19 protein-coding genes and 1 pseudogene are annotated in these 24,319 nt (G+C 71.9%); 10 read left to right on the forward strand and 10 right to left on the reverse strand.

The window, feature by feature from the left end; all coding sequences use genetic code 11:
* Positions 1-8 precede the first annotated feature (8 nt).
* Complete coding sequence (locus ACFYSH_RS12015; protein WP_388752099.1) at positions 9-2,423, reverse strand: GTPase-associated protein 1-related protein; 2,415 nt, start codon at positions 2,421-2,423, stop codon at positions 9-11.
* A 196-nt stretch (positions 2,424-2,619) separates the two neighbouring features.
* Between ACFYSH_RS12015 and ACFYSH_RS12020 the strand changes: the two genes are divergently transcribed.
* On the forward strand, positions 2,620-3,456 hold the full coding sequence (locus ACFYSH_RS12020) for an alpha/beta fold hydrolase (protein WP_388752101.1): 837 nt from the start codon (positions 2,620-2,622) through the stop codon (positions 3,454-3,456).
* Positions 3,457-3,528: 72 nt separating this feature from the next.
* Here ACFYSH_RS12020 and ACFYSH_RS12025 read toward each other — a convergent pair whose 3' ends face one another.
* Both ACFYSH_RS12025 and ACFYSH_RS12030 read right to left on the reverse strand, forming a co-directional pair.
* Complete coding sequence (locus ACFYSH_RS12025) at positions 3,529-5,121, reverse strand: MFS transporter (protein WP_388752103.1); 1,593 nt, start codon at positions 5,119-5,121, stop codon at positions 3,529-3,531.
* Between the two features lie 136 nt (positions 5,122-5,257).
* The gene (locus ACFYSH_RS12030; protein ID WP_359468256.1) at positions 5,258-5,731 is read right to left on the reverse strand and encodes a MarR family winged helix-turn-helix transcriptional regulator; all 474 of its coding nucleotides are present in this window, start codon (positions 5,729-5,731) and stop codon (positions 5,258-5,260) included.
* A gap of 81 nt (positions 5,732-5,812) precedes the next feature.
* On the opposite strand from ACFYSH_RS12030, the gene ACFYSH_RS12035 reads away from it, so the two are divergent.
* The 4 genes from ACFYSH_RS12035 (at position 5,813) to ACFYSH_RS12050 (ending at position 9,780) form a co-directional block, all read left to right on the forward strand.
* Positions 5,813-6,313: a MarR family winged helix-turn-helix transcriptional regulator gene (locus ACFYSH_RS12035; RefSeq protein ID WP_388752105.1), complete on the forward strand. Its 501-nt coding sequence runs from the start codon at positions 5,813-5,815 to the stop codon at positions 6,311-6,313.
* A 239-nt stretch (positions 6,314-6,552) separates the two neighbouring features.
* Positions 6,553-7,581, forward strand: a complete 1,029-nt coding sequence (gene tdh / locus ACFYSH_RS12040) for an L-threonine 3-dehydrogenase (protein ID WP_359468253.1) — start codon at positions 6,553-6,555, stop codon at positions 7,579-7,581.
* A gap of 42 nt (positions 7,582-7,623) precedes the next feature.
* Positions 7,624-8,817, forward strand: a complete 1,194-nt coding sequence (locus tag ACFYSH_RS12045; RefSeq protein WP_388752108.1) for a glycine C-acetyltransferase — start codon at positions 7,624-7,626, stop codon at positions 8,815-8,817.
* A gap of 54 nt (positions 8,818-8,871) precedes the next feature.
* A complete protein-coding gene (locus ACFYSH_RS12050) occupies positions 8,872-9,780 on the forward strand; it encodes a LysR family transcriptional regulator (RefSeq protein ID WP_359468248.1) in 909 nt (302 codons plus the stop codon).
* A gap of 13 nt (positions 9,781-9,793) precedes the next feature.
* Here ACFYSH_RS12050 and ACFYSH_RS12055 read toward each other — a convergent pair whose 3' ends face one another.
* Complete coding sequence (locus tag ACFYSH_RS12055; protein WP_359468246.1) at positions 9,794-10,180, reverse strand: VOC family protein; 387 nt, start codon at positions 10,178-10,180, stop codon at positions 9,794-9,796.
* An 82-nt stretch (positions 10,181-10,262) separates the two neighbouring features.
* On the opposite strand from ACFYSH_RS12055, the gene ACFYSH_RS12060 reads away from it, so the two are divergent.
* On the forward strand, positions 10,263-10,889 hold the full coding sequence (locus ACFYSH_RS12060) for a nucleoside/nucleotide kinase family protein (RefSeq protein WP_388752110.1): 627 nt from the start codon (positions 10,263-10,265) through the stop codon (positions 10,887-10,889).
* A 123-nt stretch (positions 10,890-11,012) separates the two neighbouring features.
* Positions 11,013-12,143 carry a M24 family metallopeptidase gene (locus ACFYSH_RS12065; protein WP_388752112.1) on the forward strand — a complete coding sequence of 377 codons (1,131 nt, stop codon included), beginning with the start codon at positions 11,013-11,015 and terminating at the stop codon, positions 12,141-12,143.
* Positions 12,144-12,206: 63 nt separating this feature from the next.
* Here ACFYSH_RS12065 and ACFYSH_RS12070 read toward each other — a convergent pair.
* Together ACFYSH_RS12070 and treZ are read right to left on the reverse strand one after the other, a co-directional pair.
* Positions 12,207-12,314 (reverse strand): annotated as a pseudogene (locus ACFYSH_RS12070) (aldo/keto reductase); the annotation flags it as partial.
* A gap of 76 nt (positions 12,315-12,390) precedes the next feature.
* Positions 12,391-14,151, reverse strand: a complete 1,761-nt coding sequence (gene treZ, locus ACFYSH_RS12075; protein ID WP_359468239.1) for a malto-oligosyltrehalose trehalohydrolase — start codon at positions 14,149-14,151, stop codon at positions 12,391-12,393.
* 203 nt (positions 14,152-14,354) lie between these two features.
* Between treZ and ACFYSH_RS12080 the strand changes: the two genes are divergently transcribed.
* Positions 14,355-15,752: a GH1 family beta-glucosidase gene (locus ACFYSH_RS12080; RefSeq protein ID WP_359468236.1), complete on the forward strand. Its 1,398-nt coding sequence runs from the start codon at positions 14,355-14,357 to the stop codon at positions 15,750-15,752.
* A gap of 42 nt (positions 15,753-15,794) precedes the next feature.
* Here the strand turns inward: ACFYSH_RS12080 and ACFYSH_RS12085 are convergent, their stop codons facing one another.
* Positions 15,795-16,718: an RNA polymerase sigma-70 factor gene (locus tag ACFYSH_RS12085; RefSeq protein ID WP_359468234.1), complete on the reverse strand. Its 924-nt coding sequence runs from the start codon at positions 16,716-16,718 to the stop codon at positions 15,795-15,797.
* Between the two features lie 199 nt (positions 16,719-16,917).
* On the opposite strand from ACFYSH_RS12085, the gene ACFYSH_RS12090 reads away from it, so the two are divergent.
* The gene (locus ACFYSH_RS12090; RefSeq protein ID WP_388752115.1) at positions 16,918-17,403 is read left to right on the forward strand and encodes a carboxymuconolactone decarboxylase family protein; all 486 of its coding nucleotides are present in this window, start codon (positions 16,918-16,920) and stop codon (positions 17,401-17,403) included.
* Between the two features lie 359 nt (positions 17,404-17,762).
* Here ACFYSH_RS12090 and ACFYSH_RS12095 read toward each other — a convergent pair whose 3' ends face one another.
* The gene (locus tag ACFYSH_RS12095) at positions 17,763-18,722 is read right to left on the reverse strand and encodes a GNAT family N-acetyltransferase (RefSeq protein ID WP_359468228.1); all 960 of its coding nucleotides are present in this window, start codon (positions 18,720-18,722) and stop codon (positions 17,763-17,765) included.
* A 163-nt stretch (positions 18,723-18,885) separates the two neighbouring features.
* On the opposite strand from ACFYSH_RS12095, the gene ACFYSH_RS12100 reads away from it, so the two are divergent.
* Positions 18,886-19,452: a DUF1707 and FHA domain-containing protein gene (locus ACFYSH_RS12100; protein ID WP_359468225.1), complete on the forward strand. Its 567-nt coding sequence runs from the start codon at positions 18,886-18,888 to the stop codon at positions 19,450-19,452.
* A gap of 13 nt (positions 19,453-19,465) precedes the next feature.
* Here the strand turns inward: ACFYSH_RS12100 and treY are convergent, their stop codons facing one another.
* Positions 19,466-21,847, reverse strand: coding sequence for a malto-oligosyltrehalose synthase (gene treY, locus ACFYSH_RS12105; protein ID WP_388752118.1), 2,382 nt, complete (start codon positions 21,845-21,847; stop codon positions 19,466-19,468).
* Positions 21,848-21,944: 97 nt separating this feature from the next.
* A complete protein-coding gene (glgX, locus tag ACFYSH_RS12110) occupies positions 21,945-24,104 on the reverse strand; it encodes a glycogen debranching protein GlgX (protein ID WP_359468219.1) in 2,160 nt (719 codons plus the stop codon).
* Between the last annotated feature and the right edge of the window lie 215 nt (positions 24,105-24,319).

Genomic DNA, 24,319 nt, shown 5'->3' on the forward strand with positions numbered 1-24,319 from the left:
CACCGCGGTCACCCCCGGCGCACCCGCCCCACGATCCGCCTGCCCAGGCGCCCGATCGAGCGGGCCGGCCGGTTCCAGGCGCGGAACGCGTCGAGGGTACGGCTGCTTCCCTCACGCTCCACTGCCTGCTCCGCCGCGGCCAGCCCCTCCGGGGACAGGGCGCGCACGGCGGGGCGCAGCACCTCCTCCAGCAGCGCGGTCCGGGTCCGGGTCCAGTCGCTGCCCGCGTGCGGGTGGGCGTTCCACACGGTGAAGCAGTCCGCCACGTAGGCGGGATCCGTCCGCAGCAGGGCCAGGACCGCCTCGCGACGCGCCGCCCCGCCGTACGCCGCGATCAGGTCCTCGTCCCCGCTGTGCACGAACGCGTACAACTCCTCCTCGGGCCGGCCGGGAGCGAGCAGCCGCTCGGCCAGGGCGCCGAACGCGTGCTCCACGGCCGGGGCTTCAGCCGGTTCGGCGCGGCTGCGCAGCGTCCTGGCGCGGTCCACCCAGCCGGGCTCCGCCGTCCCGGAGCGCAGATCGCGCGCGAAGTCCAGCAGCAGCAGACAGGCGCGTATCCGGGCACCGATCTCCTGCGGGAAGCCGCGCAGCAGGTCGTGGGCGAGCTCGGCAGCGTCGTCGTCGCCGGCGGGGGCCGCGAGCGCGGCGTCGACCAGGCGCGCCCAGGTGCCGGCCGTCCGGTGGGCGTCGGACGTGGTCTCGCCGAGCAGCGACCGGGCCTCGCCCGCCGTCGGGGGGTTCTCCCCCCACACCAGGCCGACAGCGGTCCGCAGCACCAGGGGCTCGGTGAACGGGGACATGCCCGCCGCGCGCAGCACCGTGTGCAGGATCTCCAACCGGTCAGCGCCGCGCGCCTTGGCACCGGGCGCCTCGGCGCACATCCGCAGATGCGGCAGGGTCTGCGTCCCGGTGAACGGCAGGGGGGCCCGCAGCAACAGCCGTTCCGTGTCCGTGGGGTGGTCCGGGGCGAGCCGGTCCAGCTCACCCAGGAGCGCCGTACGCACGTCGAACTGCTCGTCCAGCAGGTCGGGCAGGGTGGGGCACGCGCCCGCCTCGGGGTCGTCGAGCAGTGCGCGGGCCAGCCGGCTCACGACACCCGGAAGCAGCTCCGCGCAGTCGACACCGAGCAGCCGGGTGATCCGCAGCAGCTGCACGGTCCGGGCTACGCCCCGGGGCACCCCGGCGGAGAGTTCGGCCAGCAGCTCGTCGCCGAGCTCCTCGACCAGCGCGGCCAGCGCGCGCTCCCCGGCGGGCTCCGCGAACGCCGAACGCGCGGGCGGCTCCAGGGTCACGTCGCCGCCCCGTACCGCCTCCGTCACGAGCAGGGCGGCCAGCGGCGCGGTCACGGCGGCGGGGCACCGGCCGTCGAGCGCCGTCAGCAGCCGGAGTGCCGCGGCGCACTCCGCGGCCGTGCGGTCGTCGGCGGGCACGGTGAGTGCGTCCGTCAGCTGCCCGATGCCCTTCTCGTCCAGCGCGTAGGGCCGCACGGCCGCCCAGTCGGCCGCCGCTGCCCGCTCGGCGGACCCGAGTGCGATGCCGGCGCCGAGCGCCGTGACGGCGAGCGGCCCTGCGGCGAAGGGCTCACCCGGCAGTTCCGCCGCCGCCCGGAAGAGCTCGGGGGACCTGCTGCGCCAGATCCGGGCCGCGGTCACCGCCCAGACGTCGTCCACCGTCCCGGTGGGACCCTGACCGGATGCGGTGTGCACGCGGAAACGGGGATCGCGGACGTCGGGCGCGTCCTCGGGAAGCACGCCGACGACCTGGTGCGAGGTGCGTCCGGGGTGCCGGGTGTACGTGGTGAAGGTGAGCCGCTCGGCATCCTCCGGGGGCAGTACGGCGGTGGCCAGCGCGACCCAGCGGGCCACGTCCGCGCTCTGCCGCTCCACGAGTACGACCGGGGGCGCCGACGGGTCCTCGCTCACGCGGCGCAGATCACTGAGTACGGCGGCGAGCCACGGGCCGCGGGACACCGCGAAGTCGCCGAGGCCTTCCCGGGTGAGCCCTCGTGAAGGGCCGTGCGTGGTGGACATCGAGGTCAGCGGGTCGGGCAGCATGCGGTCCGGCGTCGTGGAGAGCCACCCCGCGGCCCCCCACGCGGCGACCGGGAGCACCCGGCCCGGTATCGGCGTACCGGGCAGGAGATGCACGGCGTGCGCGTGGAAGCGGCCCGCGCCTGTGGCCACCGTACGGCTCAGCAGATGGCTGCCGTCGGAGAGCGTGACGTAGCCGAACGCCATCGGCAGCGCCCGGAGCCGGGCATCGGTGAGCCGCTCGGGAGTGTCCGCCGGAGCGTCGTACGCCAGAAGCGGTGCGGCCTCCGCGCGCACCGGCCCGGGTATCGCGGGGTCCACGGCGGTGAACCGTCCGGCGGGCACCCCGTCGCCGGACCCCACGGAGGTGTAGTGCAACTGCGGGAGGCTCATGCGTAGGCCCTCATCGTCCCTGCCACGTGCGTCCCCGTCACGCGCACCGGCCGCCGCTCGCCGCCCTGTCGGTGCGGCCCGGCCCGGCGGAGCGACGACCCCGGCGGGGAGCTTGCCGTAGTCGTGCGGGCGACGCTATCAAGCCCTGACGCCCCGTTGGGCCGCACGCGGCCCGCGAAAGCCCTACGTTGGCCGTATGACCGAGGTGACGCTTTCCGCAGGAGTGGTGGAGTACGGGGACACGGGCGGCGACGGGCCCGTGGTGGTCCTGCTCCACGGGGTGGCGATGGACGGTTCGCTCTGGCGCCATGTGGTCCCCGGGCTGCGCTCCGACTTCCGATGCGTGGTGCCCATGCTGCCGCTGGGGGCCCACCGCAGGCCGATGCGCCCGGACGCCGATCTGACGGTCCTCGGGGTCGCCCACCTGGTGGCGGAGTTCCTGGACGCGCTGGACCTCCGGGACGTCACCCTGGTGATGAGCGACTGGGGCGGGGCGCAGGCCCTCGTCGCGGAGGGCCGGGACCAGCGGATCGGCAGGCTGGTGATCACGTCCTGCGAAGCCTTCGACAACTTCCCGCCCGGCCTGCCCGGCCGCAATCTGTACACGGCGGCGAAGCTGCCCGGCGGGCTGCGGCTCGCCTTCGCCCTGCTGAGGCTCAGGCCGATGCGCCGACTTCCCCTGACCTGGGGGTGGATGAGTAAACGGCCGGTCCCGCACGACGTGATGGACGCGTGGTTCCGGCCGCTGTGGACCTCCGCCGCGATCCGGCGGGACCTGCGGGCGTACGTGCTCGGAGTGCCGCCCCGCGACGAGCTCCTGGCATGGGCGGAAGCGCTGCGTACGTTCGACCGGCCCGCGCTCGTCGTCTGGGCGGCCGAGGACAAGGTCATGCCGCTCGCCCACGGCCGGCGGCTGACGGACATGCTGCCCCAGGGCGAACTCGTGGAGATCGCCGACAGCTTCACCCTCATCCCCGAGGACCAGCCCCAGCGACTGTGCGAGGCCGTCAGGTCGTTCGTACCGTTGCCCTGAACGAGGGCCGGCCGGGTGCGGGAGGCGCGGGCACGCGCCTCCCGCACCCGGCCGGGCCGGTCAAGGGGGTCGTCAGCTCTCCACTGCCTCCGGTCGGGTGCGGCTGCCCATGCCGAACGCGGCCAGCAGCGCGCCGATGGCGCACAGGACCGCGGTGACGGTCACGGCGGTGTGCACGCCGTTCATGAACGCGTGTCCGCTGCCCTCGATCACAGCCGCCTTCAGCTGCGCCGGCATGTCGGCCGACACGGGCGAGACACCCATGGCGACGGCGTCCTCGGCCTCCTCGAAGCCGGCCGCCGCGTGCGCCGGGACACCGGCGGAGGTCAGCTCACCGGTGAGCGTGGAGCCCACCTTGCCGCTGATCAGGGAGACCAGCACCGACGTGCCGAGGGCACCACCGATCTGCAGTGAGGTGGCCTGGAGCCCGCCCGCGACGCCGCCGTCCTTCCTCGGAGCGTTGCCGACGATGGCGTCGGAGGAGGCGGACATCACCATGCCGACGCCCAGACCGATGGCGAGGAACGGCGGCCACATCGCGACGTAGGCGGAATCGGCCTCCCACGTCAGCATCCACAGGGTGGCCGCGGCCTGGAGGACCATGCCGAGCGGCATGGTGAGCCGGGGGCCGAAGCGCTGGGTCAGGGCGGCGCCGAGCGGTGCCGCCACCACGGTGGCCAGACTGAACGGGAGGGTGCGGACGCCGGCTTCGACCGGGGAGAAGCCCCGCACGTTCTGCAGGTACAGCATCACGAAGAAGATGACACCGAGCATCACGAAGAAGTTGATCGCGGTGACGAGCGTGCCGATGGTCAGCGAACGGTTGCGGAAGAGACGCATCGGCAGCAGCGGGTGCTCCTGGCGCGTCTCGTACCAGCAGAAGGCGGCCAGCACGGCCAGACCCGCGGCGATCGATCCCAGCGTTCCGCCGGAGGTCCAGCCCCAGGTCTCTCCCTTGACCACGCCGAAGATCAGGGCGACCAGGCCGATGGCGAGCAGGAACACGCCGGCCACGTCGAAGCGGTGGTTGCCCGTGGAGTCCTTGCTCTTCGGAAGGACGAACAGGCTGAAGACCAGCGCGAAGACGCCGATGGGGGCGTTGATGTAGAAGACCGACTCCCAGTTGACGTGCTCGATGAGCAGACCGCCGACGATCGGGCCGAGCGCGGTCGAGCAGGACGCCACCATGGCCCACAGGCCCACGGCCATGCCGAACTTCTGGGGCGGGAAGACCGCGCGCAGCAGGCCGAGGGTGTTGGGGATCAACAGTGCGCCGAAGAGTCCCTGGACGGCACGGAAGGCGATGACGCCCTCGATGGAACCGGAGAGGGCGATCGCGACCGAGGCCAGGGTGAAGCCGGCGGTGCCGACCATGTAGACCGTGTGCCGCCCGAAGCGGTCGCCGAGCTTGCCGCCCAGGATCAGCAGGGCGGCCATGGCGATCAGATAGGCGTTGGTGACCCACTGCAGGTCGGCGGTGGAGGCGTCGAGGTCCCGGCCGATCTCGGGGTTGGCGATCGCGACGACCGAACCGTCGAGGTTGACCATGAACAGGCCGATGGCGACGGCGATCAGCGTCAGCCAGGGATTGGTGCGCCTGCTCCCGGGCACGTCGGGTGGACTGCTGTCGGGCAGGGAGGAGGTGTCCACGGTGGTGGAGGACATGCGGAAGCCTTGTCTGTGAAACGTGGGGTGAAGACGTGCCTCGGCTACGACGACGGCGGCGCAGGCGTGGACACATGGCGGCATCCGGCCGCTGCCGCACCCGGAGCGCCGGTCGTGGCCGTGTCCGTGGGCGGAATCAGCCGATGGGGGAGTGGAGGTGCCGGTTCAATGAGGTCAGTGCGCCCAGAGCCGCACCGAGAGCGTCGAGCTCCCCCTCGGTGAGGACGTGCAGCGCGCCTGCCAGATGGGCTTCCTTGAGCGCCCGCGCCTCGGCGAGCCGCTCTCGGGCCGTAGCCGTCGGGTGGAGATGGGCGATCCGCTTGTCGGCCGCGTCCTGCCTGCGCTCCAGCAGCCCACGGTCGGTGAGCTGGGAGACGAGGGCGCTGACGTTGTTCGGCTTCATGAGCAGGGCTTCGGCGGTCTCCCGGACGGTGATCCCTTCGCGCTCCTCGACGAGGAACAACAACGCCAACTGGCCGTCGGGAAGCCGTGGATGCGGAAACTCCTGTGCGACCTTCCGCTCCAGACCCCGCTGCAGGGCAGGCAGGACCGTCACGAGCGCGGAGGCTACGCGGTCGATGTCCTGGTCGGGCGCGAGGGGGTCGGGCATGCCACCAACATAGGTACCCAGTAATAGATATGTCAACATACCTAAATATCGTGTGAGCCCGACCGGGCGGCCGGGTGGTATATGTGCCGTGAAGAGCCCCGAGATGCCGCGCAGGCGGTCGAGAGAAGGACCGTGGACAAGCCGACGCACCTGATCGAGTTCGAGACGATGCTGCTCGGGCGGCACCTCCATCTGAACGTGTCCCGGCGAGGCGGCGGGCACCTCGATCGCAGCGCGTACACCCTGTTGAGCCGGATCCGTATGGAAGGGCCGATGTCCATCGGCCGGCTGAGCGAGGCCTTCGGCCTCGACGCCTCCACCCTGAACCGGCAGACCGCCGCCATGCTGCGCGCCGGTCTCGTCGAGCGGATCCCGGATCCGGAAGGAGGTGTCGCCCGCAAGTTCCGCATCACCGATGCGGGTGAACGCAGCCTCGACGCGGAACGCACGGGCAACATCAGCGGGCTGGAGCGGGTCATGGCCGGCTGGTCGCCCGAGGAGGTCGCCGTCTTCGCCGCCTGCCTCAGGCGCTTCAACAAGGACATCGAGGACCTCGACGGGCGGCACTGGCCCCGGCCCTGAGCGGGCGAACGCGTCCCGCCCCGGGCCCGGGTGTGAAGCTGAGCTGCGGCGGCGCTTAAGAAATCCTCGATGGACCCGGGGTCCGGCGTGCGGCAAGGTCTCTGTGACGGCAGCGTGCGGCGGATGACCCGTTCGCCCTGCTCCGTCAGTCGTCACCCCACGCACCCAGGGCCGCAGGCCGACTTCGGCATGCCCTGGCCCGGGACATCCGCACGTACCAGGTACAGGGAGCCGCAGCCGTGAAGGCACTCGTGAAGCACAAGGCCGAGCCGGGACTGTGGCTGATGGACGTGCCGGAGCCGGAGGTCGGCCCCGGCGACGTGCTGATCAAGGTGTTGCGCACCGGCATCTGCGGCACCGACCTGCACATCCGTGACTACGACGGCTGGGCGCAGCAGGCCGTGCGGACGCCGCTCGTCCTGGGCCACGAGTTCGTCGGCGAGGTCGCCGGGACCGGCGCGGACGTCGTCGACATCAAGATCGGTGACCTGGTCAGCGGCGAGGGCCACCTCGTCTGCGGGAAGTGCCGCAACTGTCTCGCCGGGCGCCGGCACCTGTGCCGCTCCACCCTGGGGCTCGGGGTCGGCCGGGACGGGGCGTTCGCCGAGTACCTGGCGCTGCCCGCGTCGAACGTCTGGGTGCACCGGGACGAGGTCGACCTCGACGTCGCCGCCATCTTCGACCCGTTCGGCAACGCCGTGCACACCGCGCTGTCCTTCCCGCTGGTCGGCGAGGACGTGCTGATCACCGGCGCGGGCCCGATCGGCATCATGGCCGCCGCCGTCGCCCGCCACGCGGGTGCCCGCAACGTCGTCATCACCGACGTCAGTGAGGCCCGGCTCGAGCTGGCCAGGAAGGTCGGGGTGAACCTCGCCCTGAACGTCGGCGCGGAGACGATCGCCGACGGCCAGCGCCGGCTCGGCCTGCGCGAGGGATTCGACATCGGTCTGGAGATGTCAGGACGTCCCGAGGCCATGCGGGACATGATCGCGAACATGACGCACGGCGGCCGGATCGCGATGCTCGGACTGCCCTCCGCCGAATTCCCCGTCGACTGGTCCCGCGTCGTCACCTCGATGCTCACGATCAAGGGCATCTACGGCCGCGAGATGTACGAGACGTGGTACGCCATGTCCGTACTCCTGGAGGGCGGGCTCGACCTCGCCCCCGTGATCACCGGCCGGTACGGCTACCGCGACTTCGAAGCCGCCTTCGACGACGCCGCGAGCGGTCTCGGCGGCAAGGTCCTGCTCGACTGGGCCGCCTGAAGCTCCTCGTACGCACCCGTATACACCTGGGAGACACCCCTCATGTTCGATTCCGTACGCGACGACCTGCGCACCACCCTCGACGAGATCCGCGACGCCGGACTCCAGAAGCCCGAGCGGGTCATCGGCACCCCGCAGTCCGCCACCGTCTCCGTCACCTCCGGAGGCCGCGCGGGTGAGGTGCTCAACTTCTGCGCCAACAACTACCTGGGCCTCGCCGACCACCCCGAGGTCGTCGCCGCCGCCCACGAGGCGCTGGACCGCTGGGGCTACGGGCTCGCGTCCGTCCGCTTCATCTGCGGCACCCAGGAGGTCCACAAGGAGCTGGAGCAGCGGCTCTCCACCTTCCTCGGGCAGGAGGACACGATCCTCTACTCCTCCTGCTTCGACGCCAACGGCGGAGTCTTCGAGACGCTGCTCGGCCCCGAGGACGCGGTGATCTCCGACGCCCTCAACCATGCCTCGATCATCGACGGCATCCGCCTGTCCAAGGCGAAGCGGTACCGCTACGCCAACCGCGACATGGCCGACCTGGAGCAGCAGCTCAAGGAGGCCTCCGGGGCGCGGCGCCGCCTCGTCGTCACCGACGGCGTCTTCTCCATGGACGGCTACGTCGCCCCGCTCGCCGAGATCTGCGACCTCGCCGACCGCTACGACGCCATGGTCATGGTCGACGACTCGCACGCCGTCGGCTTCGTCGGCCCCGGCGGCCGGGGCACTCCCGAGCTGCACGGCGTCATGGACCGGGTCGACATCCTCACCGGCACGCTGGGCAAGGCCCTGGGCGGCGCGTCCGGAGGTTACGTCGCCGCGCGCGCCGAGATCGTCGCGCTGCTGCGCCAGCGCTCGCGCCCGTACCTCTTCTCCAACTCGCTCGCCCCGGTCATCGCCGCCGCCTCGCTCAAGGTCGTCGACCTGCTGGAGTCCGCGGGCGACCTGCGCGAGCAGCTGAATGCCAACACCGCGCTCTTCCGCTCCCGGATGACGGAGGAGGGCTTCGACATCCTGCCCGGCGACCACGCCATCGCCCCCGTCATGATCGGGGACGCGGCGAAGGCAGGCCGGATGGCGGAGCTGCTCCTCGAGCGCGGTGTGTACGTGATCGGGTTCTCCTACCCCGTCGTCCCGCAGGGCGCCGCGCGCATCCGCGTCCAGCTCTCCGCCGCGCACTCCAGCGACGACGTCGACCGTGCCGTGGACGCGTTCGTCGACGCACGGGCCGCGCTGGAGGCGTAGGACCGGACCGGCCAGGAGGCGGGGAACCCTCTCACGACCTGGGACAATGGGCGCATGATCGATGCTCGACGGCTGCGTGTCCTGCGTGCGGTGGCCGACCACCGCACGGTGACCGCCGCGGCCGCCGCGCTGTATCTGACCCCCTCGGCGGTCTCCCAGCAGCTCGCCGCCCTGGAGCAGGAGACCGGCCACCGGCTGGTCGAGCGCGGGGCGCGGGGCGCCCGGATGACCGCCGCCGGGGAGATCCTGCTGACCCACGCCAACGCGGTCCTCGCTCAGCTGGAACGGGCGGAGGCGGAACTCGCCGACTACAGCGCGGGCGTCGCGGGGACGGTCACCGTCGCCGCGTTCGCCACGGGCATCGGACTCGTCCTCGCACCCGCGATCGCCGAGCTCCACCGCACCGCGCCGGGCATCCGGGTCCGGGTGCAGGACGCCGAGGGCGACGCGAGTGTGCCGATGGTGCTGGACCGCCAGGTCGACGTGGCGGTCGCCGTCGAATACCGGGGCGCGCCCGGTGACGGCGACCGGCGCCTGACCCGGGTGCCGCTGTACTCCGAACCCTTCGACGCGGTGCTGCCGGTCGGCCACCGTCTCGCGGAGCAGGACCAGGTGGCTGTCGCCGATCTCGCCGGTGACACCTGGATCGGGCCGTACCCCGGCAACCCCTGCCACGATGTAGTGGTCCTGGCCTGCGAGTACGCGGGTTTCGAGCCCCAGTTGGAGCACTCCTCGGACGACTTCCACGCCGTGGTCGCCCTGGCCGGGGCCGGTGCAGGGGTGGCACTGGTGCCCCGCTCGGCGCTGCGCGACACGGAGCTCGGCCGGGTCGTCGTACGGCCGGTGGAGGGAGCCGCCCCCACCCGGAGGGTCTTCGCCGCCGTACGGCAGGGGGCCGAGGGGCACCCGCTGATCAAGCCGGTCCTGGAAGCGCTGCGCGCGGCGGCGGCCACGCCTGTCTGATGCCCCGGGGCGGTCAGGCCGGCTGCAGCAGGTCCCACCGGTTGCCGTAGAGGTCCTCGAACACCGCGACGGAGCCGTACACCTCGTGCCTCGGCTCCTCCAGGAAGCGGACCCCGGCTGCCCGCATCCGCTCGTGGTCGCCCGCGAAGTCCTCGGTGTGCAGGAAGAAGCCGACGCGTCCGCCTGTCTGCGCCCCGACGCTCCCGAGCTGGGTCTCGTCCTTGGCGCGCGCCAGGAGGAGCCCTGTGCCCGTGGTGCCTCGTGGCCTGACGACGACCCAGCGGGAGCCGTCACCCCGGTCGGTGTCCTCCACCGGTTCGAACCCGAGCGCGTCGGTGTAGAAGGCGAGTGCCTCGTCGTAGTCGCGGACGACCAGGGTGACCAGAGCGATGTGCGACATGGGGATCCTCGTCCTCGGGAGCGCAAGGGGAAGTTATACGTAACACTAACGCGGGTCGGGCCGATCCGGGACAATGCCCGCCATGGACACGAGCGACCTCGCCGCGCTGACCGACCGCGCCCGCCGCCTCTCCGCCGCCGGGGGCCGCCGCATCCTCGGCATCGCTGGTGCGCCCGGCGCCGGAAAGTCCACACTGGCCGCCCGCGTCGTCGAAGGGCTCGAAGGGCGCGCGGTCCTCGTCCCGATGGACGGCTTCCACCTGGCGGGGGCGGAGCTGGAACGACTCGGGCGGGCGGACCGCAAGGGCGCCCCCGACACGTTCGACGCCGCCGGATACGCGGCCCTGCTCCGGAGGCTGCGCCACCCCGAGGGCCCGGACCCGGTGTACGCGCCGGCCTTCGACCGGGCGCTGGAGGAGCCGGTCGCCGGGTCGGTGTGTGTCCCCCCGGACATCCCGCTCGTCGTGACCGAGGGCAACTACCTGCTGCTGGACGAGGGGTCCTGGGCGCCGGTGCGCGGACTGCTGGACGAGGTGTGGTTCCTGGACACCGATCCGGCGCTGCGGGTGAGCAGGCTCGTCGACCGGCACGTGCTCTTCGGTAAACCCCGCCCGTACGCCGAGCGCTGGGTCGCCGGGTCCGACGAGCCCAACGCGCGGCTGGTCGAGCCGCACCGCGACCGCGCCGACCTCGTCGTACGGTCCGGCTGACCGGCGCACGGACCCTTCGACGCCCGCGCCGGCCCGCGCGGCGTGACCCGAATCCCGCTCGCGTCGACCCGTGCGGACGGGCAGGATGCTGAGAGCCGCGTCGCGCCCCGCCAGGAGGTCTCCATGTCCCGTACCGATCAGCCCGTGCCCTTCACCGCGGACGACTACCGGGCCAGGATGGCCCGCGCGGCCGAGTCCGCCGACGCCGCGGGCCTGGCGGGCGTCCTCGTGGCGCCGGGCCCCGACATGGTCCACCTCACCGGCTACCGGCCGACCGCGGACACGGAACGCCTCACCCTGCTGGTCCTCAGGGCCGGCCACGACCCCGTCCTCGTCGTCCCGGCCCTGGAGGCGGCGGACGCCGAGCGTGCGGCCGGTTCCCCCGCCCTCACCCTGAGGGACTGGACCGACGCCGCGAACCCCTACACCCTGACCGCCGGACTGCTCGACGCCAAGGGCAGGTTCGGGATCAGCGACAACGCCTGGGCGCTGCACCTGCTGGCCCTGCACAAGCTCCTTCCCGACACGTCCTACGCCTCGCTCACCGAGGCGCTGCCGATGCTGCGCGCCGTCAAGGACGCGGCCGAACTGGAGCGGCTCGCCGCGGCCGGGGCCGCTGCCGACGCGACGTACGAGCAGATCCTGAAGGTCCGCTTCTCCGGCCGCCGGGAGAGCGACGTGGCCGCCGATCTGGCCGCACTCCTCACGGAACACGGACACTCCCAGGTCGACTTCACGGTGGTCGGCTCCGGACCGAACGGCGCGAACCCGCACCACGAGGCGGGCGACCGCACCATCGAGCAGGGCGACATGGTGGTCCTGGACTTCGGCGGGCTGATGCACGGCTACGGGTCCGACACCTCCCGCACGGTCCACGTCGGCGGGCCGACCGCCGAGGAGCAGCGTGTCCACGACGTCGTACGGGAGGCGCAGGAGGCCGGCTGCAACGCCGTGCGGCCCGGGGCGGCCTGCCAGGACGTCGACCGGGCAGCCCGTGCCGTCATCACCGAGTTCGGCTACGGCGAACGGTTCATCCACCGCACGGGCCACGGCATCGGCGTCACCACCCATGAACCGCCCTACATGATCGAGGGCGAGGAGCAGCCGCTCGTGCCCGGGATGTGCTTCTCCGTGGAGCCGGGCATCTATCTCCCCGGCCGCTTCGGCGTCCGCATCGAGGACATCGTCACGGTCACGGAGAGCGGGGGCAGGCGGCTGAACACCACCGCCCGCGCCCTGGCGGTCGTCGAGTAGGGCCCGGCCTCAGTCCTGCGGCTCGCGGTCGCGGAACCGGTGCAGCACGTCGTAGGGATACGGCAGGACGCGGTGTGCGTCGGCCTCGTCGGTGTCCTGGCCGAACGTCATGGTGCCGAGGCACAGTTCGCTGACGCGCAGCCCCGAACGTCCCAGGAAACGCTGCTTCATGGATCCCCCTCCGTCTGTTCTCCGGCAGTCGCCGAGACCATATGAGTTGAAGTGCACACGAAGACAAGGGCGTTGTTCAGTCGTCGGCGAGCACGACGCACGATTCCGGCGGCAGGTGCAGTACTCCGTCGGCGCCGGGGGTCCCGGCCGGCTCCCACGCGGCCAGCACCCTCCCGCCACCGGCCCGGTGACGGCCGGCACCCAGCGGGATGGCGGCGGGCTTGCCGGAGAGGTTCACCGCGACCCGCAGATCGCCGCGCCGGTAGGCGATCCAGCGGGCTTCCTCGTCGTACGCCGTCCGCACCGAGGCAAGGTCCGGGTCGGAGAGGTCCGGCAGGGCGCGGCGCAGGGCGATCAGCCGGCGGTGCCAGGCGCGCAGCCTGTCGTGCGGCTCACGTTCCGGCTCGCTCCAGTCGAGGCAGGAGCGGGCCCGGGTGGCCGGGTCCTGCGGATCGGGGACGTCCTCCTCGGCCCAGCCGTGTGCGGCGAACTCCCTCCGCCTGCCGTCGCGCACGGCGCGGGCCAGTTCGGGATCGGTGTGGTCGGTGAAGAACTGCCAAGGGGTGCGGGCGCCCCACTCCTCGCCCATGAAGAGCATCGGGGTGAACGGCCCGGTGAGTACGAGCGCCGCCGCGCACGCCTGGAGTCCGGGGGAGAGCCCGGCGGCGAGCCGGTCGCCGAGGGCACGGTTCCCGATCTGGTCGTGGGTCTGGGCGTATCCGACGAAACGGTGGGCGGGCGTGCGGGTGGCGTCCACGGGACGGCCGTGCGCGCGGCCGCGGAAGCCGGAGTACGTACCGTCGTGGAAGAACGCCTTGGTCACGGTCTTGGCGAGGGCGGACAGCGGGGCGGCCGCGAAGTCGGCGTAGTAGCCCTGGGACTCGCCCGTGAGTGCGGTGTGCAGGGCGTGGTGGAAGTCGTCGTTCCACTGGGCGTGCAGCCCGATGCCGCCCTCCGTGCGGGGGGTGGTCGTACGAGGATCGCAGAGGTCGGACTCCGCGATCAGTGCGAGCGGCCGGCCGAGCTCGGAGGCGAGCGCGTCGACGGCGGTGGAGAGCTCCTCCAGGAAGGTGAGTGCCCGCCCGTCGGCCAGAGCGTGGACGGCGTCCAGTCGCAGGCCGTCCAGGCGGTAGTCCCGCAGCCAGGCGAGCGCACTGCCCAGCAGGTAGGCGCGCACCTCGTCCGAGCCGGGGGCGTCGAGGTTGACGGCCGAGCCCCAGGGGGTGTGGTGGGTGTCCGTGAAGTACGGGCCGAAGGCCGGGAGGTGGTTGCCCGAGGGCCCCAGGTGGTTGTGGACCACGTCCAGGACGACGGCGAGACCCAGCCCGTGCGCCGTGTCGACAAAGCGCTTCAACCCGTCCGGGCCGCCGTACGGCTCGTGCACCGCCCAGAGCGAGACTCCTTCGTACCCCCACCCGTGGGTTCCCGGGAAGGGGCAGACGGGCATCAGCTCCACATGGGTGATGCCGAGGTCCACGAGGTGGCCGAGCCGCGCGGCTGCGGCGTCGAAGGTGCCCGCCTCCGTGAACGTGCCGACGTGCAGCTCGTACAGCACGGCCCCGGGCAGCCCGTGGCCCGCCCAGGTGGTGTTCCAGGCGTACGCGCCGTGGTCGACGACCGCGCTCTCGCCGTCGGGCCCGTCGGGCTGGCGGCGGGAGCGCGGATCGGGCAGCACCGGGCCGTCGTCGAGGGAGAAGCCGTAGCGGTCGCCGTCCACCGCTTCGGCCTCCGCGGTCCACCAGCCCGCGCGCAGCGGGTCGCGTGCCATCGGCAGGCGCCCGCCCGCCGTGCACAGCGCGACGGACCCGGCCTCAGGGGCCCACACCTCGAACTGCATCCATCACTCCTCGTCCATGAACCGGATGCCTCGCCGGAGGCCCCATGATCGGCGGAATTCGCACGCACGGCCCCGGGACACTGGAGCGAGCCCGTAACTGGCGATTAAGGTCTGGTCCTGATCATTGCCCTACCGGGTTCTGCTCATTCGCATGGAGCCCGGGCAGTAATGCGAGGTCCCTCTTACGGCTGCTGGAGGCCGAGATGACCGTGCCGACCTTCCCACCCGGATTCCTGTGGGGCGCCTCCGCCTCCGCTTTCCAGACGGAGGGCGCCTGCGACGCCGACGGTAAAGGGCCCTCCGGCTGGGACGCCTTCGCCGCCCAGCCCGGCCGGATCAAGGACGGCACCGACACCACCCGGGGCACCGGCTTCCACGAGCACTACCGCGAGGACGTCGCCCTGCTCGCCGGACTCGGCGTGGACGCGTTCCGCTTCTCCATCAGCTGGCCCCGCGTCGTGCCCGGCGGCAGCGGCTCGCTCAACCCCGCCGGACTGGACTTCTACGACCGGCTCGTCGACGAACTCTGCGCCAACGGCATCACCCCGGCTCCGACCCTCTACCACTGGGACACCCCGCTCCCGCTGGACGAGGCGGGCGGCTGGCTCAACCGGGACACCGCCTACCGCTTCGCCGAGTACGCGGGCATCGTCGCGGAACGCCTCGCCGACCGGGTGCCCATGTGGATCACCATCAACGAACCGGCCGAGGTGACGATGCTCGGCTACGCGCTCGGCGAGCACGCCCCCGGCCGCACGCTCCTCTTCGACGCGCTGCCGGCCGCCCACCACCAGCTGCTCGCCCACGGTCTGGCCGTACGGGCGCTGCGCGCCGCCGGTGCCGGCAACATCGGCATCGCGCTCTCGCACACCCCCGTCTGGACGGCGGGTGACTCCGACGAGGACCGCATGGGAGCGGAGATCTACGACACCCTGACCAACTGGCTGTTCGCCGACCCGGTCCTCACCGGCCGCTACCCCGACGAGGGCTTCGCCGCACTGATGCCCGGGCCGGTCGATGACGATCTCAAGGTCATCTCCACGCCACTCGACTGGTACGGCGTCAACTACTACAACCCGACCCTCGTCGGCGCCCCCAGGCCCGAGGCGCTCGACTCCTTCTCCGGCTACTCGATGCCCGCCGGGCTCCCCTTCGGAATCAGGGAGATCGAGGGGTACGACACCACCGACTTCGGCTGGCCCGTCGTCCCCCAGGGGCTCGCCGAGACGCTCGGTCAGCTGAGGGACCGCTTCGGCGACCGGCTGCCGCCCGTCTACATCACGGAGAACGGCTGCGCGGTCGACGAGCCCGTCGCCGACGGCCGCCGCATCGCCTTCCTGGAAGCACACCTGGAGGCGCTGCGTGCGGCGATCGACGCGGGCGTCGACGTGCGCGGCTACTTCACCTGGTCGCTGACCGACAACGTCGAATGGACCGAGGGCGCCAGCAAACGGTTCGGCCTGGTCCACATCGACTACGAGACCCTGCGGCGCACCCCCAAGGACTCCTACACCTGGTACCGCGACGTGATCCGCGCGCAGCGCACGGGCGTCGGTGCGCCCCGCCCGGAACTCACCCGAGGTGAACACGCTCCTGGGTGATGCGGTGCCCGGCCCGGGCGAGCGCGGCGGGCGGGTTCGGACTCAGCGGTCCACTGCCGTCTCCCGGTCGACGCGTGACAGCTTCTCGGGGTTGCGGACGGCATAGAGCGCGGTGATGAGGCCGCCCTCGTGGCGTATCGCCAGGACGGTGTCGATCTCGCCGCCCGTACGCACGATCAGGGCGGGGTGGCCGTTGATCTGTGCCGACTCCAAGGTCGCCGAGGTGAGCCTGCTCAGCACGGCGGCCACCGTTTCGGCACCCACGACGGGCTCCAGCGCGGCCTGCACGATCCCACCCCCGTCGGTCAGCAGCACCACGTCCGGGGCGATCATGTCGAGCAGGCGCCGCAAGTCGCCCGTTGCGACCGCCTGCTGGAACGCCACGAGCACCATGCGCGACCGAGCGGGGGAGATGACCTCGCGCGGTCGGCGCGCCGCGACGTGCGCCCGTGCGCGGTGGGCGATCTGCCGGACCGCGGTGGGGGTCTTGTCGACGGCCTGCGCGATCTCGTCGTACCCGAGATCGAAGACCTCGCGCAACACGAACACGGCCCGCTCGGTCGGTGCGAGCGTCTCCAGCACGAGCAGCATCGCCATGGAGACGCTGTCGGCGAGCTCGATGTCCTCGGCGACATCGGGCGCGGTGAGCAGGGGCTCGGGCAGCCAGGGGCCGACGTAGGTCTCCTTGCGCCGACGGAGCGTACGCAGCCGGGTCAGCGCCTGGCGCGTGGTGATGCGGACCAGGAAGGCACGCGGGTCCCGAACCGTGTCGTGGTCGATGTCCGCCCAGCGCAGCCACGTCTCCTGGAGGACGTCCTCGGCGTCCGCGGCGGACCCGAGTATCTCGTAGGCAACGGTGAACAGCAGGTTGCGATGGGCGAGGAACGCCTCGGTGGCGGGGTCCGTACCCCGGGCGTGCGGACGGTGCCCGGTCACGTCGGCCGCTTGTTCGGTGCGCTCATCCATCGTCGGCTCCTGTCCGTCACTTCTCTTGTCCGTGTCGCGCACAAGTCGCCGCTCGGCGCTGCCCCGTGACACGCGAGCTCGGTGGCCTTCGTCACAGCGCCGTGCTGTCACAGGGCCGGGCCGGACGGCGCCTCATGGGCATCAGGACGCTGCGGGAACGTTTCGCGCGGCACACGATTCCACGAGTGAGGACGTTGTGATGGAACCCCGGATGAACCTGTTCGTGAACGAGACCGGCGCGAAGATCGGCAAGCGGATCTTCGCCGTGAGCCAGTTGATCCGCGAGTCGCCGCTGCCCGAGCCCACCCAGGAGCTGGTGCAGCTGCGTGCCAGCCAGATCAACGGCTGCGGCTTCTGCGTCGACATCCACGGCAAGGACGCCGCAGCAGCCGGCGAGACCGCGGCCCGGCTGAACCTGGTCGCCACCTGGCGTCACTCCACCGTGTTCACCGAGGCCGAACGGGCCGCGCTGGCCCTCACCGAGGAGGGCACCCGCATCATCGACAGCCATGAGGGCGTCTCCGACGAGACCTGGGCCCAGGTCCGCAAGCACTACGACGACGACCAGACCATCGCACTGGTCTCCCTGATCGCCATGATCAACGCGACCAACCGGCTCGGCGTCATCCTCAACAACCAGGGCGGCGCCTACGAGCCCGGCAATCTCGCCACCATCGCAGGCTGATCACCCTGGTTGCCGGCGGGCCGGCCCTCGATCGTTCGATTCGGGCCGGCTCGCCGGCGAGGCCGCCTCACTCGTGTTCCCTCCCGGGCACGTGGTCGCGCGCACCGCCGCCGATGTGGTGATCGACGGGGGCGGCGGCCCGGATCCCGCCGGGCGCTCGACACCACACGTCCTCCGCTCCACGGACGGCACACTCTCGTGTACGGGGCGAGTGAGGCCGACCACCGCAAGGACGTCGAGAACTCCGACGCCGAGGGTCACTGCCCGTCAGGACCGGTCACCGGGGGACGCGGTGGCTTGCCGGGCGCCGATGGACGGGGACTGGGGGCCTGGTGTCCGAGCCGGAACCGCCGGGCCGTTCACGGCTGGTCCCACACCATGTCGAACGCGCGCTCGAAGTTGACGTAACCCAGGCGCGCGAACGCCTCGGCCATCGGCACGTTGCCGAGATCCGTCGCGGCCCGGACGCGGTCCACGCCCTGAGCCGCCAGCACCCGGGTGCCCTCCGCGAGGATGTCGTCGATGTAGCCGTTGCCGCGGTGCTCGGGCAGCACGCCGATGTACGCGATCACCGGGTGGTAGTTGTTGCGGGCCGGAATGACGAACCCCACCGGCTCACCGCCGGGAAGCTGCGCGATGCGCCACCACTCCTGAGGGGTCTTCAGGTGCGCGAACTCCTCGTCGTAGTGCTTCTCCGCCGCCTCACGGGCGCTCAGGCCGCTCGCCAGATGCGCCTGGCCGTGTGCGTCGAGGGTGCCCTCCAGCACCGGGGCCATCAGCGCCACGAGGTCCTCGCGCCCGGTGACCTGGCGGAACACCAGCCGGCCGGTGTCCTCGGGCACGGCTGTGCCCGCACGCCACTCGAGGCGCAGCCGTTCGACCAGCATCCGGGCGCCGCTCGCCTCCATGACCCGTATCCGCGCCTCGACGACATCGCGCGCCGCCGGGTCCTCGCGCCAGTGCGGCGGGATGAACCGCCCGTACTCGGGGCGGGCGGAACCGGCGGGCAGGACAGCGGCCGTCGCGGTCTCGAGCAGGCGCAGCCCGATCTCGCCGCGGTCCGGCTCCGGCAGGGTGTCGTCCAGGTCGAAGAAGTCCAGGAACTGGGGGGCGCCTCCGTCCTGACCGGTCCACCAGGAGAGCCGGCCCACCACCCGGTCGCCGCGCAGGGCCACCCACATCCACTCGGGGCGGCGGCGGCCGGTGGCGAGGTCGTCGGCCAGCTCGTGGTCCAGGACGTAGGAAAGACGGCAGAAGAGACCGAGCTCGTCCGCTCCGCTGAGCGGGCGGATGGTCGGTTCCGATGGTGCAGGGGTCACAGAGTCTCCTCGGGAGGGTGCCGCGGCCGGTGGGCGGCGGCGTGCGACCCTAACAACCTCCGCCCCCGGCCGTACGGTGATTACCCGCTGCGGCCCAGGTCGGAGCACCCGGAATCGGGCATCGTCTGGACACCCCGGGCGTCTCGGACCGACAATCGGTTCTGTGACGTCCTCCTTCGAGTTCCACACGTATCCCGCGCGGCTGTCGGACGCCGAGCGCGACCGTGTCCTCGGTGTGCTCAGAGACGGCGCAGCGCAGGGGAAGCTCTCCCACGACACCTTCCTGCGACGCATGGAACTGGCCCTGACCGCCCGGCGTTCCGAGGAGCTGAAGGCGCTCACCTCGGACCTGGAGGCGGGCGGGCGCTGGTCCCAGGGGCTGTTCCGCGCGGTGGGCGGGGTCTCCGCCTTTCCGGCCAGACTGCGCCGGGCCTGGCAGTCCGAGCGGCTGCCCAGGCTCCTGCTTCCGATGCCGGGCCCGCACCCACTGCTCATCGGCCGTGACCCGGGGAACGGACTCCGGCTCAGCCACGAGACGGTGTCGCGGCGGCACGCCGAACTGACCGCCCACGGCAGCCGATGGATCCTGCGCGATCTGGGATCGACGAACGGCACGTGCGTCAACGGACAACGGGTCGTCGGCTCCGTGGTGGTGCGCGACGGCGACCAGGTGAGCTTCGGCCGGATGACCTTCCGGCTGGCCGCGTCCCTCCCCGTCCCGCCGGCCTGAGCCCGCGGGGCCCTCAGCGTCCCGTTCTGACCAGCAGTGCCACCGGACGGTCCGCGAACAGCTCCGCCACCGGGACGGCAGCCCCCCCGAACTGCCGTCCGGGCGCCAGCAGATCGGTCCACTGACCCTCATCGGGCAGCGTGAGCGCTGTATCGCGCCAGCCGCCCTCCTCGTCGAGCCGCAGCGCCAGCCGGGTCACCGCCGTGACCACCTCGCCGGACCGGCAGAACGCCAGGCAGTGCGCGGCCGCCGGGCCCCGGGCCCCCAACGGGGCGTAGGTGCCCGACTCGCCGAAGAGGTCCGGGCGTTCCCGGCGCAGGCGCAGAGCGGCGACGGTCAGTGCGGTCTTCTCGTCCCCCCCGTCGGGCCGGGTGAACGGACGCCGGTTGTCCGGGTCCACCAGCGCGATGTACTCCCGTTCCGTGCCCTGATACAGATCGGGCACGCCCGGCATCGTCAGATGCACCAGCGCGGCACCCAGCACATTGGCGCGTACGAAGGGGCCGAGGGTCTCCGCGAACCGGGTCAGCGTCTCCCGTGCCTCTCCCGCGTCGCTGCCCGGGCCCGCCGCCACGAAATCGGTCACCGCCCGCTCGTACGCCGGATCGGGCTCGGTCCAGCTGGTGAACAGACCCGCCTCACGCACGGACTTCAGCAGCGCCGGCTCCAGCCTGCCCGCCATCTCACCCGAGGGCACTCCCGCGCAGCCGTAGGCCGACTGCCAGGCCTGCCAGGCCAGCTGGGGATCCGGGGCGGCCACGGATGTCGCCCTGGACAGCTGCGCCACCAGCGAGGACCACCTCTCGGGGCACTCGGACAGGACCGCGATCCGGGCCCGGACGTCCCCGCTGCGCTTGGTGTCGTGCGTGGTCAGTACCGTGCCGGTGGCCGGCCAGTCCCGTGCGATCCGGGCGCAGAACGCATGGAACTCCTCCGGGCTCACCGCCGGCCGGCCCGGGTCGCCACCCACCTCGGTCGCCGAGATCAGCGGGACGTAGCGGTAGAACGCCGTGTCCTCCACCGACTTGGCGTGCAGCGCCGACGCCGTCTGTGCGAACCGGTCGCAGAAGGCGACGTGTTCGGGTCCGTCACCGAGGCGGCCCAGCGCCAGATCCCGTACGACGTCGACGGCCTCCGCCTCCTGGGGAACCGAGAACACCGCCTTGGCGTCCCGCACCGCCTCGGCCGGCAGCGTCGACTCGGCGATCTCCGTGAGCGGTCCGCCCGCCGTCACGTACGGCCGGTAGACGGGCACCCGCACCAGCAGCTCACGCACCGCCGTGCGGAGCGCCCACGGCGCGTGGTCGTGCAGGGCCGCGTCCCCCGCGCACGCCTGGACGGCGAGCCGGGTCAGCCACTCCGTCTCGGCGGCCAGCTCGTGGGTGACCACGCGGTACGCCGCACGCCTCACGGTCGCCGTCCAGTAGCCGCCGCGGTCCCCGGGAGGCCCCGCGAAGTCCCGGTAGCGGCCGAGCAGGTCCGCCGCGCCCACCGGGTCGGTGAACAGACCGTCGATCCGGTGCAGCGCGTCGTAGCCCGTGGTCCCCGCGACCGCCCAGCCCGCCGGCAGGGACTCGGAAGCGGTGAGGATCTTCTCCACCACCGTCCATCGCCCGCCGGTCGCGTCACCGAGCCGTCCGAGGTACGCGGCCGGGTCGGCCAGCCCGTCCGGATGGTCGACGCGCAGCCCGTCGACGACTCCGTCGCGGACCAGTTCGAGAATCTTCCCGTGGGTGGCGGTGAACACCTCGGGGTACTCCACCCGGACACCGATCAGCTCGGAGATGGTGAAGAACCGCCGGTAGTTCAGCTCCGTCCTGGCCAGCCGCCACCAGGCGAGCCGGTAGTGCTGGGCGGCCAGCAGCTCGGGCAGCGGGAGGCCGGCCGTGCCCTCGCGCAGGGGGAACTCCAGATCGCCGTACCGGAGCACGGGTGCGCCGTCGTCCCTGGCGCCCGGCTCGAAGCTGCCGCTCTCCTCGCCGATCCGGCCCGCGAGCACGGGCAGCAGTACCTTGCCGCCGCCCGCAGCCCAGTCGATGTCGAACCAGCGGGCGTACGGGGAGTCCGGTCCCTCGCGCAGCACCTCCCACAGCTGCCGGTTGTGCCGGGGAGCGGCGGCCATGTGGTTCGGCACGATGTCCAGGACGATCCCGAGGCCGTGGGCGCGCGCCGTACCTGCCAGCGCCCGCAGGCCCTCCTCGCCCCCGAACTCGGCCCGCACAGAGTGGTGGTCGACGACGTCGTAACCGTGGCCGGAACCGGGCACCGCCTCCAGGACGGGCGACAGATGCAGATGGGAGACACCGAGCTCGGCGAGATACGGCACGGCGTCCGCGGCCGCGGCGAACGGGAAGTCCGGCTGGAGCTGGAGCCGGTACGTGGCGGTGGGCGTCATGGACTCGTACGTACCCAGCCGGGCGGCTCTCTCCCACCTTCTCCGCCACCGGGCACCGACCGGACGGCGCCCGCCCGGTGCCCGTCACCCCATCGGTCTACGCCGGACGCTTGAGCACCGTCAGGCTCCGCCCGACCAGGGTCACCCGCTCGCCCGCCGACACCCTGGGTCCCGCACCCGGCGGCACCCCGTCCGGGATCGCGGTGTCCACGATGACCTGCCACCGCTTGCCGTGGTTCATCGGGACGGCGAATTCCAGGGTCTCGGCGCCCGCGTTGAACATCAGCAGGAACGAGTCGTCGGAGATCCGCTCCCCGCGCGGCCCCGGCTCGGAGATCGCGTGGCCGTTCAGGAAGACCGTCATGGCCTTGGCGTGCGCCGCCTGCCAGTCCCGCTGGGTCATCTCCGCACCCCGCGGGGTGAACCATGCGATGTCGGACAGCTCGTCATGCGTGCCCTCGACCGGGCGCCCGTGGAAGAAGCGCCGGCGCCGGAACACCGGATGGTCGCGGCGCAGCCAGACCATGGACCGGGTGAACTCCAGCAGGCTCGTGTCCGTACCGCCGTCGCCGTCCTCCTCGCCGTCCTCTGCCCGCGAGGCGGCGGACGGGTCGGGCCAGTGGACCCAGGAGAGCTCGTTGTCCTGGCAGTAGCCGTTGTTGTTGCCCCGCTGGGTCCGTGCGAACTCGTCCCCGTGGCTCAGCATGGGCACGCCCTGGGAGAGCATCAGCGTGGCGATGAAGTTGCGCATCTGACGACTGCGCAGCTCCAGGACCTCCTTGTCCTCGGTGTCCCCCTCCGCCCCGCAGTTCCAGGAACGGTTGTGGCTCTCGCCGTCCCGGTTGCCCTCACCGTTGGCGTCGTTGCGCTTGTCGTTGTACGACACCAGGTCGTGCAGGGTGAAACCGTCGTGGCAGGTGGTGAAGTTGATCGAGGCCAGCGGGCGCCTGCCGTCGTCCTGGTAGAGGTCCGAGGAGCCGGTGAGCCGTCCGGCGAACTCCGCGAGGGTCCGGGGCTCACCCCGCCACAGATCCCGCACCGTGTCCCGGTACTTGCCGTTCCACTCGGTCCACAGCGGCGGGAAGTTCCCCACCTGGTAGCCGCCCTCGCCCACGTCCCAGGGCTCCGCGATCAGCTTCACCTGGCTGACCACCGGGTCCTGCTGCACCAGGTCGAAGAACGACGACAACCGGTCCACCTCGTGGAACTGGCGCGCGAGTGTCGCCGCCAGGTCGAAGCGGAAACCGTCCACGTGCATCTCGGTCACCCAGTACCGCAGCGAGTCCATGATCAGCTGCAGGACGTGCGGGGACCGCATCAGCAGCGAGTTCCCGGTGCCCGTGGTGTCCGTGTAGTACTTCTGGTCCTCGGCCAGGCGGTAGTACGAGGCGTTGTCCAGCCCCCGGAAGGAGAGTGTCGGACCGAGGTGGTTCCCCTCCGCCGTGTGGTTGTAGACCACGTCGAGGATGACCTCGATGCCCGCCTGGTGCAGCGCCTTCACGGCCTGCTTGAACTCCAGAACCTGTTCGCCGCGGTCACCCCACGAGGCGTAGGCGTTGTGCGGGGCGAAGAAACCGATGGTGTTGTAGCCCCAGTAGTTGGCGAGTCCCGCGTCAGCGAGACGGTGGTCCTGGACGAACTGGTGCACCGGCATCAGTTCGATCGCCGTGACACCCAGCTCCGTCAGATGGGCGATGATCTCGGGGTGCGCGAGCCCCGCGTAGGTGCCGCGCAGCTCCTCCGGCAGGCTCGGGTGAAGCATCGTCAGGCCCTTCACGTGGGCCTCGTAGATCACCGTGCGGTGGTAGTCGGTCCGGGGCCGGCGGTCGTCCCCCCAGTCGAAGTACGGATTGACGACGACCGAGGTCATCATGTGCGGTGCGGAGTCGAGGTCGTTGCGCTCGTCCGGTCTGCCGAACGGATAGCCGTACACCGCCTCGCCCCACTGGATCTGCCCTGAGATCGCACGTGCGTACGGATCGAGGAGCAGCTTCGCCGAATTGCAGCGCTGCCCGTGCTGCGGTGCGTACGGCCCGTGCACCCGGAAGCCGTAGCGCTGCCCCGGCATCACCCCGGGCAGATAGGCGTGACGCACGAAGGCGTCGGTCTCGCGGAGCTCCACCGCCGTTTCTGAACCGTCGTCGTGCAGCAGGCACAACTCGATTCGGTCGGCGGCCTCCGAGAAGACCGCGAAGTTGGTTCCGGCGCCGTCGTAGGTGGCGCCCAGGGGATACGCGTGTCCCGGCCAGACCTGCATAGATAGGACTCTTCCACTTCTGATCCGGGTGCTGGGGTATTTCGCCCCGATACTCCCCGAAAGGCGGTCCTGTACCTAGTACGTCGACCGGTGCGGCCGGGTTCCGTCGCGGGATCCCGCCGGGCCGGTCAACCTGGGACACCTCGGTGTCGCCCGGACAGGGGGCCCGGGCCGTCGGGCGGCTCCTCCGTCCCGTTGCGGCGTGCGAGGGGGTG

This window comes from Streptomyces sp. NPDC005791, from assembly GCF_042871485.1.
Taxonomy (GTDB): domain Bacteria; phylum Actinomycetota; class Actinomycetes; order Streptomycetales; family Streptomycetaceae; genus Streptomyces.

Bases quoted from the DNA above. Each gene is read 5' to 3' on its own strand.
- ACFYSH_RS12035 (WP_388752105.1), top strand. From the start codon at position 5,813: ATGTGCCGTGAAGAGCCCCGAGATGCCGCGCAGGCGGTCGAGAGAAGG.
- glgX (WP_359468219.1), bottom strand. From the start codon at position 24,104: ATGCAGGTCTGGCCGGGACACGCGTATCCCCTGGGCGCCACCTACGAC.
- ACFYSH_RS12085 (WP_359468234.1), bottom strand. From the start codon at position 16,718: ATGGATGAGCGCACCGAACAAGCGGCCGACGTGACCGGGCACCGTCCG.
- ACFYSH_RS12065 (WP_388752112.1), top strand. From the start codon at position 11,013: ATGTCCCGTACCGATCAGCCCGTGCCCTTCACCGCGGACGACTACCGG.
- ACFYSH_RS12090 (WP_388752115.1), top strand. From the start codon at position 16,918: ATGGAACCCCGGATGAACCTGTTCGTGAACGAGACCGGCGCGAAGATC.
- ACFYSH_RS12050 (WP_359468248.1), top strand. From the start codon at position 8,872: ATGATCGATGCTCGACGGCTGCGTGTCCTGCGTGCGGTGGCCGACCAC.
- treY (WP_388752118.1), bottom strand. From the start codon at position 21,847: ATGACGCCCACCGCCACGTACCGGCTCCAGCTCCAGCCGGACTTCCCG.
- ACFYSH_RS12080 (WP_359468236.1), top strand. From the start codon at position 14,355: ATGACCGTGCCGACCTTCCCACCCGGATTCCTGTGGGGCGCCTCCGCC.
- ACFYSH_RS12030 (WP_359468256.1), bottom strand. From the start codon at position 5,731: ATGCCCGACCCCCTCGCGCCCGACCAGGACATCGACCGCGTAGCCTCC.
- ACFYSH_RS12025 (WP_388752103.1), bottom strand. From the start codon at position 5,121: ATGTCCTCCACCACCGTGGACACCTCCTCCCTGCCCGACAGCAGTCCA.
- treZ (WP_359468239.1), bottom strand. From the start codon at position 14,151: ATGCAGTTCGAGGTGTGGGCCCCTGAGGCCGGGTCCGTCGCGCTGTGC.
- ACFYSH_RS12045 (WP_388752108.1), top strand. From the start codon at position 7,624: ATGTTCGATTCCGTACGCGACGACCTGCGCACCACCCTCGACGAGATC.
- ACFYSH_RS12055 (WP_359468246.1), bottom strand. From the start codon at position 10,180: ATGTCGCACATCGCTCTGGTCACCCTGGTCGTCCGCGACTACGACGAG.
- ACFYSH_RS12060 (WP_388752110.1), top strand. From the start codon at position 10,263: ATGGACACGAGCGACCTCGCCGCGCTGACCGACCGCGCCCGCCGCCTC.
- ACFYSH_RS12020 (WP_388752101.1), top strand. From the start codon at position 2,620: ATGACCGAGGTGACGCTTTCCGCAGGAGTGGTGGAGTACGGGGACACG.
- ACFYSH_RS12015 (WP_388752099.1), bottom strand. From the start codon at position 2,423: ATGAGCCTCCCGCAGTTGCACTACACCTCCGTGGGGTCCGGCGACGGG.